Origin of the sequence: Acidovorax radicis N35, assembly GCF_000204195.1 — a bacterium.
Lineage (GTDB): Bacteria > Pseudomonadota > Gammaproteobacteria > Burkholderiales > Burkholderiaceae_C > Acidovorax > Acidovorax radicis.
In genome coordinates, this window is record NZ_AFBG01000021.1 from 17,607 (window position 1) to 31,936 (window position 14,330).

Genomic DNA, 14,330 nt, shown 5'->3' on the forward strand with positions numbered 1-14,330 from the left:
GCCCACCGCCGCCAGTGGCCTGCGCAGACCGGTTGGCTCGACGGCGCACGGCGGTTTCAGGGGGCTTTGGCAGGGGCTGGCGGCCCCCCTGCGGACTGTGGCTCGGCAACAAAACCGATGCGCTGCAGCCCAGCCAGGTGCGCCGCGCCCATGACCTCGACCACACGCCCATAGGGCACGGCCGCATCGGCACGCAGCTGGATTTCGGTGTCGGGCCGTTCGGCGCCGATGCGGCGCAGGCGCTCAGCCAGCGCGGGCTGCGACAGGGGCTCATCCTGCAGAAAGGCCTGGCCCGACGCATCGACCACCAGCGTGACGAACTGTGGCGCCGCTCCAGGAGTGGCACCCTCGGCGCGTGGCAGCTCAAGCCGGATGGAACTGGCCATGAGTGGTGCCGTGAGAATAAAAATGACCACCAGCACCAGCATCACATCCACCAGCGGCGTCATGTTGATGTCGCTCATGGGCTGGGGCCCCGTGGTGCGTTCGAGTCTTCCGAAGGCCATGGCTGAAGCAGACCTCCAGGGATTCAGGACCGCGAATCGGCGGGCGGCGCCGTGTCGATCAGCAGTTCGCGCAGATCGCGCGCAAAGCCTTCCAGGTCCGCCTCGATGCGGCCAATCAGGCGACCAAACACGTTGTAGGCCAACACGGCGGGGATCGCCACGGCCAGCCCGGCCGCCGTCATCACCAGCGCTTCGCCCACGGGGCCGGAGACGCGGTCGATGGTGATTTGGCCCGCGCCTGCCATGGCGGTCAGCGCATGGTAAATGCCCCACACGGTGCCCAGCAGCCCCACGAACGGTGCGGTGGAGCCCACCGTGGCCAGCAGCACCTGGCCGAACTGCAGGCGCCCGAGCACGTCGTGCAAGGCGTCGCGCAGCACGCGGGTGAGCCGCTGCGACAGGCTGCCTGCGGCAGCCAGGGTGGCCTGCCCAGTGGGGCTGGAATAATTTGCTATTGAATTTGCAGCAACAACCAGCGGCAGGACAAGCGCAGCGCGGTCAAAAGACTGCAAACGTTGCGCTGCAAGCTCCATGGATGGGGCCTGCCAGAACGCCGCCGTGCAGCGGGCCACATCGGCACTGGCCTGGCGCATGAGCCGCAGCTTCCAGACAATGACCACCCAACTGGCCACCGACATGGCCAAGAGCACCAGGGCCGCGCCCTGGGTCACCGCATCGCCCTGGCGCCACCAATGAAGGGCGTCCATGGAAAGCCAGCGGCCTAGTTCAAGCCCAGCACATCGAACATGTCGAACATGCCCGTCTTGTGCCCGGCGAGGAACCGCACTGCACGCAGGCTGCCCTGCGCATAGGTGGAGCGGCTGGAGGACTTGTGCGTGATCTCGATGCGCTCGCCGATGCCGGCAAACAGCACGGTGTGGTCGCCCACGATATCGCCGCCGCGGATGGTGGCAAAACCAATGCTGGACGGGTCGCGCTCGCCCGTGACGCCTTCGCGGGCGTACACACCACACTCCTTGAGGTCGCGCCCCATGGCGTCGGCAATCACCTCGCCCATCTTGAGCGCAGTGCCCGAGGGCGCATCCACCTTGTGGCGGTGGTGGGCTTCGATGATCTCGATGTCGTAACCCGTGGCCATGGCCTTCGCCGCCATCTGCAGCAGCTTGAGCGTAACGTTCACGCCCACGCTCATGTTGGGTGCCATGACGATGGCGGTGCGCTGGGCAAAAACGGCAATCTCAGCCTTCTGCGCGTCGGTGAAGCCCGTGGTGCCAACCACGGCCCTCACCCCGAGTTCGCTGCACACGGCCAGGTGGGCCAGGGTGCCTTCGGGGCGCGTGAAATCGATCAGGACGTCGGTATTTTTCAGGCCCGCAGCAATGTCGGCCGTGATGGTGACGCCGCTGGCATGGCCGAGAAAGGCGGTGGCATCCGAACCAATGCCTGGGCTGGACGGCACGTCCAGCGCGCCCGCCAGCACACAGTCGTCACTGGCACGAAGGGCCTCGATCAACATGCGGCCCATGCGGCCGGATGCACCGGCGACGGCGACACGGAGGGCGCGCGAGGGCGTGGATGTGGGGGCAGGCGAAGGGGTCCCTGTCATGAGTGTCCTGTACGTTGACGTTGAAGTGCGGCAGACATCCATCTACCCGTTGCCAGACCGCAAGAATCAGCGGGCGGGCGCTTCAAGCGGTGGATAGCTGACGGATGCGGGCTCCAGCGGCGCCGCCGTCGGGGAGGCAGATGGCCGCTGGGACGCAGGGTAGCGGGCCAGTTGCTCCGGTGTGGCCTCCAGCACGGGCACCTTGCCCTTGGAGCCACGCGAGCCCAGCGTGGCCACGAATTCGGTCTCGGTGGGCATCGGGTCGCCTTCGGAGCGGTCCAGCCCATCCCCCTTGAAGTACACGGTCAGCTTGCGGGTCTGAACCTCTTGACCCGGGCGCTTGAGCGTGAACACGTATTCCCAGCGGTCCGCATGGAACAGGCTGGTGACCAGCGGCGTGCCCAGGATCTCGCGCACCTGCTGGCGGCTCATGCCGGGCTGCAGTGCCTCGACCTGCTCGCGCGACACAAAGTTGCCCTGCACCACGTCGATTTTGTAGGGAGTGACAATGCTGGCGATGCGGGTACTGGCGCCATCCAGGCTGCTGCAACCGGCCAGGGCGGCCACGCTGGCACCGATCAAGAGGACCAGGCCCAGGCGGGCGCTGCAACGGGCTTTGACGGGCATGGGTAAAAGGGCTGAGGATATGATCGCCCCATTGTAGCGGCAGGCCTTCCAACCTTGAGGCCAAGGCCCGCATCCCGAAAGACCATGCCATGACCAACATCGACGAACTCAAAAGCACGGGACTCAAGGCCACCCTGCCCCGCCTGAAGATTCTGGAGATTTTCCAGAAGGGCGGACAGCGCCACATGACGGCGGAAGATGTGTTCCGGGTGCTGCTGGAAGAGCGCTCGGACATCGGGCTGGCCACCGTCTACCGTGTGCTCACGCAGTTCGAGCAGGCAAGCATCCTGATCCGCAGCAATTTCGAGAGTGGCAAGGCGGTGTACGAGCTCAATGAAGGGCAGCACCACGACCACTTCATCTGCACATCCTGCGGCAAGGTCGAAGAGTTTTACGACCCGGAAATTGAAAAGCGCCAGCAGGCCGTGGCCAAGGCCAAGGGGTGGCTGGTGCAAGACCACACCATGGCCCTGTATGGCCAATGCGCAAACTGCGCAAGTAAATAAGGCCACCCCCCTAGGCGCTGGTGCCATCCCCCTGATGGGGACGCCCCCGCGGAGCACGCAAGCAGCGCGCCGTATACGCGCTCGGTGGCCTTTGCGCGGGGACGCTGGCACATGCAGCGCCAGTCTCATCGTCCAGACGCCTGCGTCAGACGCCGGTGTCGCGCTCCATGGCGCGGCGGTGCCGCTCCACAAATTCCTGGTAGGTATCAATGCCGCGCAATTGCAGGATGGTGTTGCGCACTGCAGCTTCCACCAGCACGGCGATGTTGCGGCCGGCCACCACCTGGATCACCACCTTGAGCACGGGCACGCCCAGCACGTCCTGGGTGAGCGGCTCGTAGGGCAAGCGCTCGTAGTCGCGCTCCAGCGTTTCCTTGCGCACCAGGTGCACGATGAGCTTCAGACGCATCTTGCGGCGCACGGCCGTCTCGCCAAAGATGGCACGGATGTCCAACAGACCAATGCCGCGCACTTCCAGCAGGTTCTGCAGCAGCTCGGGGCACTTGCCTTCGATGGTGGTCTGGTTGATGCGGAACAGGTCCACCGCATCGTCGGCCACGAGGCCGTTGCCGCGCGAGATCAGCTCCAGGCCGAGTTCACTCTTGCCCAGGCCCGACTCGCCCGTGATCATCACGCCCAGGCCCAGAATGTCCATGAACACACCGTGCATGGTGGTGCGGTCGGCGAAGTGCTTGGACAGGTAGGCCCGCAACACGTCGATCACGAAGGCCGACGACTCGTGCGTGGAGAACATCGGGATCTGCGCGCGCTCGCACATCGACACCAGCGCGTCAGGTGCGGTCTGGTTGTCGGCCAGCACCAGCACGGGCGGCTCCAGCGTCACGATGCGTGCGATGCGGCGCTTGCAATCGTCGGGCGAAGCGCTGCCGAGATAGGCAATCTCGCGCTCGCCCAGGATCTGGACGCGGTAGGGATGGATGTAATTGAGGTAGCCGACCAGATCGGCCCCGGAGCGCGCGGACCGCACGGCCACTTCGTCAAAGCGTCGCTCGGAAGCCCCCAGCCCGGCCACCCACTCCCACTTCAGGGGGCCGCGAAATTCCTCAAAAAGAACATCGGCACTGACAACATTGGGTTTCACGGCGAATCAGCGAAAGTGCGCAGCGCCCGTTGGGCTCAGGCCGTTTGCGTGGACTGCCAGCCCGCAATCATGCCGTGCAGTTCGGCGGCATCGGTGCAGGCCTTGAGCCTTTCACGCAGGGATGAATCGCTGAGCAGTTCGGCAATCTCGGACAGGATTTCAAGGTGCTTCTGGGTGGCCGCTTCGGGCACCAGCAGAAAAATGAGCAGGCCCACAGGCAACTCGTCCGGGGCATCGAACCCAATCGGATTCAGCAGCTGGAACACGGCCGCCATGGGCGCTTTCAGCCCCTTGATGCGCCCGTGGGGAATGGCCACGCCATGGCCCAGACCGGTGGAGCCCAGGCGCTCACGCGCAAAAAGGCTGTCGGTGATCAACGCACGCGAGAGGCCGTGTTGGCTCTCGAACAGCAGACCCGCTTCTTCAAAAGCACGCTTCTTGCTGGTGGCGTCCACGCTCACAAGCACTTGAGCGGAAGGCAGGATGGAGGCGAGTCGGTTCATGGTCAAGGGTAACAATTATGCACATATTGGCGAAAACCCTGAGCGCGGCGCTGTGGGCAACAAAAAAACCGCCCAAAAGGGGCGGCTGCTGTGCCAGGCTCAGGGCTGGCGCATCAAGCGTGCAGTTCGCGCTTGGCGGCTTCGTGGTGGTGGTCCTGCAGTCGGTCCTTGTGGCGCACGACCTGGCGGTCCATCTTGTCCACCAACTCATCCACGGCGGCATACAGGTCTGCGTGGGAACTCTCGGCAAACAGGTCGTTGCCCTTGACGTGGATATTGCATTCCGCTCGCTGCCTCTTTTCCTTCTCCTTTTGCTTCTCTACCGTCAGCAGTACCTTGACGTCGACAACTTGGTCAAAATGGCGGGTGATCCGGTCCAGCTTGGTGGTGACGTAGTTGCGCAAGGCTGGGGTAACTTCGAGGTGGTGACCGCTGATCGTCAGGTTCATAAATAAGTCTCCTGTAACACTCTCTGTGGAAGAAACGCCGCCCTGGATCAGAGGAGCGGCCCGGCGAACTTGGATGCATCCCGTTGACGTGAAGTCACTATGCCCCTGCCCTTGCTGAAAAGCAATCCCATTCCGCCCCCGCCCGCTGGGTTATGCCCGCCAAGGTGCCAGGCGCCCGGAAAGCGCGCACAATGGCTGAGTTGACAGGCAGCACACGCCCCAAGACAGCGGGCCTTGGCTCAGCGCCCTGAAGGCGCCGCACCATGCAGCGTCAACCGCCCCACCACCAGCATCGACAACAGGCTCGCTGTAATGCCCACCAGCGCAGCCACCCAGTAGTTCTGCACCAGCCCTTGCGCATCGCGGCTGATCAGCATCCCGCCCACCAAAGACGCCGCGCCCATGGCGGCGGACTGCACCGATGCGTTCAGGGTCATGAAGGTGCCACGCAACGGCGCCTGCGCCGCGGAGGCAACGATGGCCATGCCGGGAATCATCCGGCCGCTCACGAAGGCAAACATCAGGGTGGACACCGCCAGCACCCCCCACAGCGGCAAGCCCTGCACCAGCGTGATGCCCAGCAGGCAGGGCGCCGCAGCCAGGGCCAGCCCGCGAAACGTTCGCACCTTGCCGAGCCGGTCCGTCAACCCGCCAAACAGGCGGGCGGTGAACAGGGTCGCGACACCCCCGCACAGGTAGGCCCATGGAATCTGATCGGCCCGCACGCCTGCATTGGTCTGCATGTAGATGGTGATGTAGGGAATCACCGTAAAACCTGTAAACATGAGCAACGCAGAGAACAGGAACGCCCAGCGGTGGTTCGGATCTGCGAGCACTTGGCCGATGCCACCCAGCGCCGTTCTGCCGCTGGCCGCCTGCACATGGGCCGTCATCGCGGGCATGGTGCGCGCCGCCAGCACGGCCAGCACCCCCACCATCGCGGCAATCGCAATGAACGGCATGTTCCAGCCCCCATGCTCGGCAAGGATCAGCCCCAGCGGAACACCCGCCACGGTGGACACGGAGAAAGAGGTCATCACGATGCCCATCGCCCGGCCGCGCCGCTCGAACGGGACCACATCGGCCACGATGGTTTGCGACAAGGCCGACAACACGCCCCCGAACGCCCCCGCCAGAATGCGCGCCACCATCAGCGTGCCGTAAGTAGGTGCCACGCCGCAGGCCAGCGTGGCCAGCCCGAACAGCACATACAACACCAGCATCAGGCGCTTGCGCCCAAACCGGTCGATGTAGGTGGAGGCCAGCAAGCCCGACACCCCGGCCGAGAGCGTATAGGCCGACACCAGCAGCCCGAACTGCGCGTCGCTGATGGAAAACAGCTGCGTGAACCGAGGGCCCAGCGGCATCATGATCATGAAGTCCAGGATGTGGGTGAACTGGATGCCCGCCAGGGTGAGCAGCAGCCACAGTTCGCGGCGCGGGGTGAGTACAGGGGGTGAGGGCACAGGGAGTGGCCAAAGGTGGCCCGGTCAGCTTCAGGGCCACACAGTGTGCCGCAAGGGCGGCCCGCGCGCTGGGCATCGCCCGCCCTCCACGCAGGCGCCGTTCGCCCCCCCGCCGCAGGCACGCTTCGGGCTCGCGCGTAAAATCCGCAAGCTGCGCGAACGCAGTGACAACTTCACCCGCTCCCGCGCCTCACTCCCCGTTTTTCGGCCTGTCTGCAGCGCACATCGATCGCCCACACCGACACCATGACCCAGCCCAGCTCCAACGCCCTGCACACCTCCGCCCTCACGTCGCTGCCCCTGCTGGCACGCGGCAAGGTGCGTGACAACTACGCCGTGGGCGACGACCGCATCCTGATGGTGGCCAGCGACCGCCTTTCGGCCTTCGACGTGATCATGGGCGAGCCCATTCCGGGCAAGGGCGAGCTGCTCACGCAGATGGCGCTGTTCTGGTTCGACAAGCTCGGGTATATCTGCCCCAATCACCTGACGGGCGACGCTCCGGAAAGCGCGGTATCCCCGGAAGAAGCGGCACAGATCCGTGGCCGGTCCATGCTCGTGCAGCGGCTGCAGCCCATCCCCGTCGAAGCCGTGGTGCGCGGCTACCTGGCCGGCAGCGGCTGGAAGGAATACCAGGAATCGCGCTCGGTCTGCGGCGTGCCGCTGCCCGAAGGGCTGACCAATGCCGCGAAGCTGCCCGAGCCCATCTACACCCCGGCCGCCAAAGCCGCGATGGGTGAACACGACGAAAACATCACGTTCGAGCGCACGGTCGAAATGATTGGCCTCGACCTGGCCACCCGCATCCGCGACCTGAGCATTGCGATCTACAAAGCCGCAGCCGAGATCGCACTCACCAAAGGCATGATCATTGCCGACACCAAGTTCGAGTTTGGCCTGGCGCCCGATGGCACGCTGGTGCTGATGGATGAAGTGCTCACGCCCGACAGCTCGCGCTACTGGCCGGTGGAAGGCTACGAAGCAGCTCTCGCCGCCGGCCAGAACCCACCGAGCTACGACAAACAATTCGTGCGCGACTGGCTCGAACAGGCGCAGGTGAACGGCAAGCCTTGGGACAAGACCGCGCCCGCCCCCCGCCTGCCGCGCGAAGTCATCGAAAAAACCGCCGCCAAGTACCGTGAAGCGCTGGAACGGCTGACGGCCTGACCTGTCCGTCAGCCCACCGCAAAAAAGAAAAGGCCCTTCCCGGGCCTTTCTTTTTTGGTGGGGCGAACCCCGCTCAGCTGAGCACCACGCTCGACAAGCGACGCCGGTAGGTCGCCACCACCGGATCATCGGGCGGGATCTGGCCGTCGGCCACCTTCACCTTCGGGGGTTCGATGATTTCGAGGATGGCCACATAGGTCTTGCGGGCGACCTCCTCACCCCAGGCCTTGTCGCGCATGAGGATTTCGAGCAGCTCGTCCATGGCGTCCGTCCAGCGCTGGCCCGCCATGAGCCAGCGGGCACGGGCGTAGCGGGTGTCAAAGTCGCGCTTGTTGGTGGCAATTTTTGCATCAAATTCAGCCCCAGCGCTTTCTCCATAAGCGCTAGAAGCTACGAAATCAATAGCATCCATCCAGGCCTTTAGCGCACCCAGCTTGCGCGAGCCTGCGGCCTTGGCGATGACGGGGGCAAAGGCCACCTTGGCATCGTCCTCGCGGTGCAGCTGCAGCAGCAGCTTGACGTAGTCAAAACGTGCGTCGTCGTTGGAAGGATCGGTCACCACGGCATGCTGCAGCTTTTCCAGCGCGGTGCCGGTGTCGCCTTCCGCCAGGGCGTCATGGGCTTCTTCTCCCTCAATTTCCGCCACCAGTTCTTCGGCGGTGGGCACATGCTTGTCGAGGAAAGCCCGCACCTGGCCTTCGGGCAGGGCGCCCATGAAGCCGTCCACGGGCTGGCCGTTCATGAGCAACACACAGGTGGGGATGCTGCGGATGCCGAACATGCCCGCCAGCTGCTGCTCCTGGTCCGAGTCGATCTTGACGAGCTTGAAGCGGCCGTCATAGTCGGTCTCCAGCTTTTCGAGCACCGGTCCCAGCGACTTGCAGGGCCCACACCAAGGTGCCCAGAAGTCCACCAGCACGGGCACGTTCATCGAGGCGGCAACCACCTCGGCTTCAAAGTTCTCTACGGTGACGTCAATCATGATGGTGTGGGGGCCAGGGGCCTGTGGAGCAGTTTGCCCGCTATTTTGGCCCATCGAAACAGCCCCACACCAGCCAGGGGGGCGCAAAAAGTAAAATCGCGGGTTCCACCTACAGCGGTGGGGCAGGCGCAACCTGCCCACCAGCACCCTCCACACCATGAAACCCATCCAGATCGGCGTGGTCATGGGTTCCAGCAGCGACTGGGACACCATGCAGCATGCAGTGCAGATTCTTGAACAGTTCGGCATCCCGCACGAGGCCCGCGTGGTCTCGGCCCACCGCATGCCCGACGACATGTTTGCCTATGCCGAGGCCGCTGCGGGCCGGGGCCTCAAAGCCATCATTGCGGGGGCCGGGGGTGCTGCCCACCTGCCGGGCATGATTGCCGCCAAGACCACGGTGCCCGTGCTGGGTGTGCCGGTGGCCAGCCGCCACCTGCAAGGCGTGGATTCACTGCATTCCATCGTGCAGATGCCCAAGGGCATCCCCGTGGCCACGTTTGCCATTGGCACGGCAGGCGCCGCCAACGCTGCCCTGTTTGCCGTGGCCCTGCTGGCCAACGAAAGCCCCGCACTGCGCCAGCGCCTGGAAGCCTTCCGCGCCGAACAGACCGAGGTGGCGCGCAACATGACCCTGCCGCCCGCCGCATGACCGACGCGACACAGCCCCTCCTGCCGGGATCCACACTGGGCGTGCTAGGCGGCGGCCAGCTCGGCCGCATGTTTGTGCACCAGGCGCAGGCCATGGGCTACTTCACCGCCGTGCTCGATGCCGACCCGACCAGCCCCGCCGGGCTGGTGAGCCACCACCACATCCAGACGGGTTATGAAGACCCGCAGGGCCTGGCCGAGCTGGCCCGCCTGTCGGATGCAGTGACCACCGAGTTCGAGAACGTGCCCGCTGCGGCGCTGGCCGCCCTGGCAGCGCAGCGCCCCGTGTCGCCCGCCGCCAGCGCCGTGTCGGTGGCGCAAGACCGTGCGCGGGAGAAGGCCCACTTTGTGGCCTGCGGGGTGCCCTGTGCGCCGTATGCGGTGATCGAAACGGCTGAGCAACTGGCCGCAGTTTCATCTGATCTACTGCCCGGCATCCTGAAAACCGCCCGCATGGGCTACGACGGCAAGGGCCAGGTGCGCGTGAAGACCGCTGCCGAACTCGCCGCCGCCTGGGACTCGGTCGGCAAGGTGCCCTGCGTGCTGGAAAAGATGCTGCCCCTGGCACTGGAATGTTCGGTGATCGTGGCGCGCGGCGCCGACGGCGCCACCGTGCACTTGCCCGTGCAGCGCAACCTGCATCGCGACGGCATCCTGGCCGTGACGGAGGTTTTTGAACAAAATCTGCCTCCAGCGCTTATTCAGCAAGCGGTAGCAGCTGCAATTTCGATAGCAAACGGTCTGCAGTACGTCGGCGTGCTCTGCGTGGAGTTTTTTGTGCTGCAGGACGGCAGCCTGGTGGTGAACGAAATCGCCCCCCGCCCCCACAACAGCGGCCACTACAGCCAGAACGCCTGCGACGTGTCGCAGTTCGAGCTGCAGGTGCGCACCATGGCCCGCCTGCCGCTCACGCAGCCGCGCCAGCACAGCCCCGCCGTGATGCTCAACCTGCTGGGTGATCTGTGGTTTGCCCATGGCGACACCGAGCAGACGCCCCCTTGGGACGAGGTGCTGGCCCTGCCCGGCACGCACCTGCACCTGTATGGCAAGCGCGAGGCCAAGCGCGGCCGCAAGATGGGGCACCTCAACATCACCGCCGCCACCCCCGGGGCGACACGCGCCACGGCCCTGCAGGCCGCTGCGCTGCTGGGTATTGCACCGTTCTGATGTCGGCCTTCCAACCCATGATTCTTGACGGCACCCAGCCCGCATCCATCGCCACCGCAGCACGGGCCGTGCGCAGCGGCGCACTGCTCGGCCTGCCCACCGAAACCGTGTACGGCCTGGCGGCAGACGCCAGCAGCGATGCCGCCGTGGCGCAGATCTTCGCCGCCAAGGGGCGCCCCAGCGACCACCCCCTGATCGTGCACGTAGCCAATGCCGAAGGCATTCGCCACTTCGCCAGCGAGGTGCCGGGCTTTGCGCAGAAGCTCGTCGATGCCTTCTGGCCCGGCCCGCTCACCCTCATCCTGCCGCGCCTGCCCGGTGTGGCTGGCGCCGCCACCGGCGGCCAGGACAGCGTGGGGCTGCGCTGCCCGGCCCACCCCGCGGCCCATGCCCTGCTGCTGGCCTGCGCCGCACCGGGCGACAGCGAGGCCCAAGGCGGCCCGCCGGTGTGGGGCGTGGCAGCCCCCAGCGCCAACCGCTTTGGCCGCGTGAGCCCCACCACCGCCCAGCATGTGCAGGACGAGCTGGGCGCCGGGCTGCTGGTGCTGGATGGTGGCCCGTGCGAAGTGGGCATCGAAAGCACCATCGTGGACTGCACGCGCGGTGTGCCCGTGCTGCTGCGCCCGGGCGCCGTCACGCGCGAGCAGATTGAGGCCGCCTGCGGCATTGCACCGCTGTCCAAGGACGACATGCCCGCGCTCACGCCCCGCGCCTCGGGCACGCTCGAAGCGCACTACGCGCCCGCCGCCAAGGTGCGCCTGATGGACGCCAAGGCCCTGCAGACCGGCCTGGACCTGCTGGGCGCCGACGCCGCCCACATCGCGGTCTATGCCCGCGCCGCACTGCGCACCCAATCCTCCAAGCTCGTGATGCGCCGCATGCCCGACGACGCGGCCGCCACGGCCCAGCAGCTGTTTGCGGTGCTGCGCGGCTTTGACGACGATGGCGTGAAACTGATCTGGATCGAGACCCCGCCCGCCGAGCCCGAGTGGGAAGGTGTGCACGACCGCCTGCAACGTGCATCTGCCGCATGATTCCAGCCGCACAAGGCGGCTTTACATGCGTTGACGTTGCACCGCTAAACTACCCCCCACTTTTCTGGAGAAATACATGGCAGCAAATTGGATGCGCCGCACCGTACTGGTCGCCGCATGTGCGTCGGCCGCGTTGCTCGCGGCCTGCGGTTCCAGCACCACCGAATCGGCCATCACGCCCGAGCGCTTCATCGCGTTTGGTGATGCCAACAGCGATGTGGGGCAAAAAGGCTCTCGCTATACCGTCAACGACGGCAGCGTGAACAACTGGACCCTGCAGGTGGCCGCCAACTATGGCAAGCCACTCTCGGCCGTCTCTGCGGGAGGCAAGAGCTATGCCGTGGGCAATGCCCGCGTCAAGGCCAAGCCCGATGCCGCTGGCAACGCCAGCACGCCCACCATCACCGAGCAGATCGACACCTTTTTGGCCAGCGGCAGCTTCGCGGCCAACGATGTGGTGATCCTCAGCGGCGGCATCAGCGACGTGATCGCCGGCATGGCCGCCGTGCAGGCAGGCACCCAGACCGAAGCCGCCATGGTGGCCGCAGCCCGCCAGGCGGGTGAAGACATGGCCGCCCAGGTGCGCCGCCTGGTGACCGCCGGTGCCAAGTACGTGGTGGTGACCGGCACCTACGACCTGAGCAAGACCCCATGGGCCAAGACCATCGGCCGCGAGGCACTGCTGACCGATGCCAGCAGCCGCTTCAACGACGGCCTGCTCGTGGGCATCGTGGACCTGGGTGCCAACGTGCTGTATGTGGACCTGGCCTACTACGTGAACCTGTATACCGGCGTGCCCGCCAACTACGGCTTCAACAATGCCACCACCGCCGTGTGCACCTCGGTGGACGCCACCAACGGCATCGGCATTGGCGCCGGAAAGGTCAATTCGGCCCTGTGCACCCCGTCCACGCTGCTGTCGGGCGCCAGCCAGACCTCCTACGTGTTTGCCGACCCGGTGTACCTCACGCCCTCGGCGCAGCGCCAGTTCGGCACCTACGCCTACGACCGCCTGCGCGCCCGCTGGTAATTTGGCCACTGGCAGCTGTGGCCACGCTGCAGCTTCTATGCAGGCACCACAGCCATCAAAAAAGCCGACCCAAGGGTCGGCTTTTTGTTGTGCGGCACGCCGCCGATTGTTGGCTACCTTATTTCACCATATCGAACACTGCTCGCGCCTGGGCATGGCAGAACGGCGGTTCGTAGGTGCCATGGTAGGCGCCGTAGTAGGTGGCAAATGCGGCCGAAGTCGGATCGGTGGGTGCCTGGCCACCCGGGCCAAAGGTGGCCTGAATGGCCGCATCGACGTCCACCGATGCCACGTTGGTCAGGCCCCGGCTGTCGAAGTCGGCCTTCATCACGCGCTGGTGGATCGCAGGCGGCACGGTGGGATCGCCTGCGCCGCCACACAGCAGCACGCGGGCCTTGGGGCTCCAGCCCAGCAGGTCATTCTTTTTGGCCGCCAAGTACAGAGGGTGGGTGGTGCTGGTCTGCGAGCCCGTGATGAACGCGGACTGGAACAGCGCATCCCGCGCCTGGTTAGGCGTACCGGCGGGCAGAGTGCCCGAGGTGAGCAACGTGGTGTAGGTCATCGTAGGGTTGGGCAGCAGGGTCTCGATGTAGCCCGAATACGGGGCCTTGAAGACCTGCTTCACGTCCGTGTAGACGTCTCCATAGACTTTCTGCCAGGCCGTCACCAGATAAGGTACGAAGAACTGCACACCCGCAATGGCGTCCGGGATACGCAGCGAGCCCGACAGGTTGTAAGGGCCGGCCAGATGGGCACCTGCCACCACATTGAATTCAGTGCCGTAGTCGCGTTCCGCAGAGCGGTGTGCTGCCATCGACGAGTGCCCGCCCTGCGAGTAGCCCGTGAACATCACTTTGCCCGACAGATTGGCCCCTACGGTGCCCGCTGCATTGCGCGCGGCCCGCACCGAGTCGATGACCGAGGTGGCTTCCGAGTCGGCATGCAGGTAGGGGTGGTAGCTGTAGCCCGACTTGGCAAAGCCCAGGTAGTCGGTGGCCACCACGGCATAGCCCTGGGCGGCATACATGGCGGCGAGCAGGAAGGTTTCGTTGTCCTGCGGGTTGGCCAGCGTGCGGGGCTTTTGCACATCGGTGCCCTTGGCATAGGCGATCAGCGGTGCGGCTGTGTTGCAGCTGCCTGCGGGCACCAGCATCACGCCCGAAGCGTTGGTGTGCTCTCCACTCTTGGCGCCTGCAGTGGCGTAATTGAGAGCCACCACCTTCACATCGCATTTCGCCTTGCCGCTGATGGCCTGCAGGCCACTGCTGGAGGTGCCTGCATCGATCTGCGCGGCCGTCAGCGTCATCATGACGGCAGGGGGGTCAATCAACGCGCCACGGTCTGGATCGTCGGAGCCGCCGCAGGCGACAAGCAGCACCGCAGCAGCGGCAACACAGGTAAGGCGGAAATACTTCATGAATGGATACCTCAGGTCAAGAAACAACGACGCATCGTGCGCGCACCTGCACTGCACCATCCATAGGGGATAACGCGGACCGAACCAGTGGGCAGACGCCTAGGTGACAGTGGCCCGCCACAGGCGAGCATTTGGAGCGACGCACAGAACCCAGCG

16 protein-coding genes are annotated in these 14,330 nt (G+C 65.5%); 6 read left to right on the forward strand and 10 right to left on the reverse strand.

The window, feature by feature from the left end:
* Positions 1-56: 56 nt before the first annotated feature.
* From ARADN35_RS0117085 to ARADN35_RS0117100, 4 genes are all read right to left on the reverse strand, one after another.
* Complete coding sequence (locus ARADN35_RS0117085) at positions 57-506, reverse strand: ExbD/TolR family protein (RefSeq protein ID WP_010464232.1); 450 nt, start codon at positions 504-506, stop codon at positions 57-59.
* Positions 507-529: 23 nt separating this feature from the next.
* The gene (locus ARADN35_RS0117090; protein WP_010464234.1) at positions 530-1,213 is read right to left on the reverse strand and encodes a MotA/TolQ/ExbB proton channel family protein; all 684 of its coding nucleotides are present in this window, start codon (positions 1,211-1,213) and stop codon (positions 530-532) included.
* A gap of 14 nt (positions 1,214-1,227) precedes the next feature.
* Positions 1,228-2,073: a 4-hydroxy-tetrahydrodipicolinate reductase gene (dapB, locus tag ARADN35_RS0117095; protein WP_029414124.1), complete on the reverse strand. Its 846-nt coding sequence runs from the start codon at positions 2,071-2,073 to the stop codon at positions 1,228-1,230.
* Positions 2,074-2,139: 66 nt separating this feature from the next.
* Positions 2,140-2,700: an outer membrane protein assembly factor BamE gene (locus ARADN35_RS0117100; RefSeq protein WP_010464238.1), complete on the reverse strand. Its 561-nt coding sequence runs from the start codon at positions 2,698-2,700 to the stop codon at positions 2,140-2,142.
* 89 nt (positions 2,701-2,789) lie between these two features.
* Between ARADN35_RS0117100 and fur the strand changes: the two genes are divergently transcribed.
* Positions 2,790-3,206: a ferric iron uptake transcriptional regulator gene (gene fur, locus ARADN35_RS0117105; protein ID WP_010464241.1), complete on the forward strand. Its 417-nt coding sequence runs from the start codon at positions 2,790-2,792 to the stop codon at positions 3,204-3,206.
* Between the two features lie 145 nt (positions 3,207-3,351).
* Here fur and hprK read toward each other — a convergent pair whose 3' ends face one another.
* From hprK to ARADN35_RS0117125, 4 genes are all read right to left on the reverse strand, one after another.
* Complete coding sequence (hprK, locus tag ARADN35_RS0117110; protein ID WP_010464242.1) at positions 3,352-4,308, reverse strand: HPr(Ser) kinase/phosphatase; 957 nt, start codon at positions 4,306-4,308, stop codon at positions 3,352-3,354.
* A 35-nt stretch (positions 4,309-4,343) separates the two neighbouring features.
* On the reverse strand, positions 4,344-4,811 hold the full coding sequence (locus tag ARADN35_RS0117115) for a PTS sugar transporter subunit IIA (protein WP_010464244.1): 468 nt from the start codon (positions 4,809-4,811) through the stop codon (positions 4,344-4,346).
* A gap of 113 nt (positions 4,812-4,924) precedes the next feature.
* Complete coding sequence (hpf, locus tag ARADN35_RS0117120; protein WP_010464246.1) at positions 4,925-5,260, reverse strand: ribosome hibernation-promoting factor, HPF/YfiA family; 336 nt, start codon at positions 5,258-5,260, stop codon at positions 4,925-4,927.
* 239 nt (positions 5,261-5,499) lie between these two features.
* Complete coding sequence (locus ARADN35_RS0117125) at positions 5,500-6,726, reverse strand: MFS transporter (RefSeq protein WP_010464247.1); 1,227 nt, start codon at positions 6,724-6,726, stop codon at positions 5,500-5,502.
* Positions 6,727-6,972: 246 nt separating this feature from the next.
* Between ARADN35_RS0117125 and ARADN35_RS0117130 the strand changes: the two genes are divergently transcribed.
* The gene (locus ARADN35_RS0117130; protein ID WP_010464249.1) at positions 6,973-7,893 is read left to right on the forward strand and encodes a phosphoribosylaminoimidazolesuccinocarboxamide synthase; all 921 of its coding nucleotides are present in this window, start codon (positions 6,973-6,975) and stop codon (positions 7,891-7,893) included.
* A 73-nt stretch (positions 7,894-7,966) separates the two neighbouring features.
* Here the strand turns inward: ARADN35_RS0117130 and trxA are convergent, their stop codons facing one another.
* Positions 7,967-8,875 (reverse strand): thioredoxin, encoded by a 909-nt coding sequence (gene trxA, locus ARADN35_RS0117135; protein ID WP_010464251.1) that lies wholly within the window; start codon positions 8,873-8,875, stop codon positions 7,967-7,969.
* Positions 8,876-9,032: 157 nt separating this feature from the next.
* Here trxA and purE point away from each other — a divergent pair, with 157 nt between their 5' ends.
* The 4 genes from purE (at position 9,033) to ARADN35_RS0117155 (ending at position 12,757) form a co-directional block, all read left to right on the forward strand.
* Positions 9,033-9,527 carry a 5-(carboxyamino)imidazole ribonucleotide mutase gene (gene purE, locus ARADN35_RS0117140; protein ID WP_010464253.1) on the forward strand — a complete coding sequence of 165 codons (495 nt, stop codon included), beginning with the start codon at positions 9,033-9,035 and terminating at the stop codon, positions 9,525-9,527.
* Positions 9,524-10,693, forward strand: a complete 1,170-nt coding sequence (locus ARADN35_RS0117145; protein WP_010464255.1) for a 5-(carboxyamino)imidazole ribonucleotide synthase — start codon at positions 9,524-9,526, stop codon at positions 10,691-10,693. The genes purE and ARADN35_RS0117145 overlap by 4 nt, the downstream gene beginning before the upstream one ends.
* A 17-nt stretch (positions 10,694-10,710) precedes the next feature.
* Positions 10,711-11,727 (forward strand): L-threonylcarbamoyladenylate synthase, encoded by a 1,017-nt coding sequence (locus ARADN35_RS0117150; protein WP_010464257.1) that lies wholly within the window; start codon positions 10,711-10,713, stop codon positions 11,725-11,727.
* 76 nt (positions 11,728-11,803) lie between these two features.
* On the forward strand, positions 11,804-12,757 hold the full coding sequence (locus ARADN35_RS0117155) for an SGNH/GDSL hydrolase family protein (RefSeq protein WP_029414125.1): 954 nt from the start codon (positions 11,804-11,806) through the stop codon (positions 12,755-12,757).
* A 118-nt stretch (positions 12,758-12,875) separates the two neighbouring features.
* Here the strand turns inward: ARADN35_RS0117155 and ARADN35_RS0117160 are convergent, their stop codons facing one another.
* Positions 12,876-14,174, reverse strand: a complete 1,299-nt coding sequence (locus ARADN35_RS0117160; protein WP_010464261.1) for a lipase family protein — start codon at positions 14,172-14,174, stop codon at positions 12,876-12,878.
* Positions 14,175-14,330 lie beyond the last annotated feature (156 nt).

Bases quoted from the DNA above. Each gene is read 5' to 3' on its own strand.
- ARADN35_RS0117115 (WP_010464244.1), bottom strand. From the start codon at position 4,811: ATGAACCGACTCGCCTCCATCCTGCCTTCCGCTCAAGTGCTTGTGAGC.
- ARADN35_RS0117155 (WP_029414125.1), top strand. From the start codon at position 11,804: ATGGCAGCAAATTGGATGCGCCGCACCGTACTGGTCGCCGCATGTGCG.
- dapB (WP_029414124.1), bottom strand. From the start codon at position 2,073: ATGACAGGGACCCCTTCGCCTGCCCCCACATCCACGCCCTCGCGCGCC.
- ARADN35_RS0117130 (WP_010464249.1), top strand. From the start codon at position 6,973: ATGACCCAGCCCAGCTCCAACGCCCTGCACACCTCCGCCCTCACGTCG.
- ARADN35_RS0117085 (WP_010464232.1), bottom strand. From the start codon at position 506: ATGGCCTTCGGAAGACTCGAACGCACCACGGGGCCCCAGCCCATGAGC.
- fur (WP_010464241.1), top strand. From the start codon at position 2,790: ATGACCAACATCGACGAACTCAAAAGCACGGGACTCAAGGCCACCCTG.
- trxA (WP_010464251.1), bottom strand. From the start codon at position 8,875: ATGATTGACGTCACCGTAGAGAACTTTGAAGCCGAGGTGGTTGCCGCC.
- purE (WP_010464253.1), top strand. From the start codon at position 9,033: ATGAAACCCATCCAGATCGGCGTGGTCATGGGTTCCAGCAGCGACTGG.
- ARADN35_RS0117100 (WP_010464238.1), bottom strand. From the start codon at position 2,700: ATGCCCGTCAAAGCCCGTTGCAGCGCCCGCCTGGGCCTGGTCCTCTTG.
- ARADN35_RS0117145 (WP_010464255.1), top strand. From the start codon at position 9,524: ATGACCGACGCGACACAGCCCCTCCTGCCGGGATCCACACTGGGCGTG.
- ARADN35_RS0117150 (WP_010464257.1), top strand. From the start codon at position 10,711: ATGATTCTTGACGGCACCCAGCCCGCATCCATCGCCACCGCAGCACGG.
- hpf (WP_010464246.1), bottom strand. From the start codon at position 5,260: ATGAACCTGACGATCAGCGGTCACCACCTCGAAGTTACCCCAGCCTTG.
- ARADN35_RS0117090 (WP_010464234.1), bottom strand. From the start codon at position 1,213: ATGGACGCCCTTCATTGGTGGCGCCAGGGCGATGCGGTGACCCAGGGC.
- ARADN35_RS0117160 (WP_010464261.1), bottom strand. From the start codon at position 14,174: ATGAAGTATTTCCGCCTTACCTGTGTTGCCGCTGCTGCGGTGCTGCTT.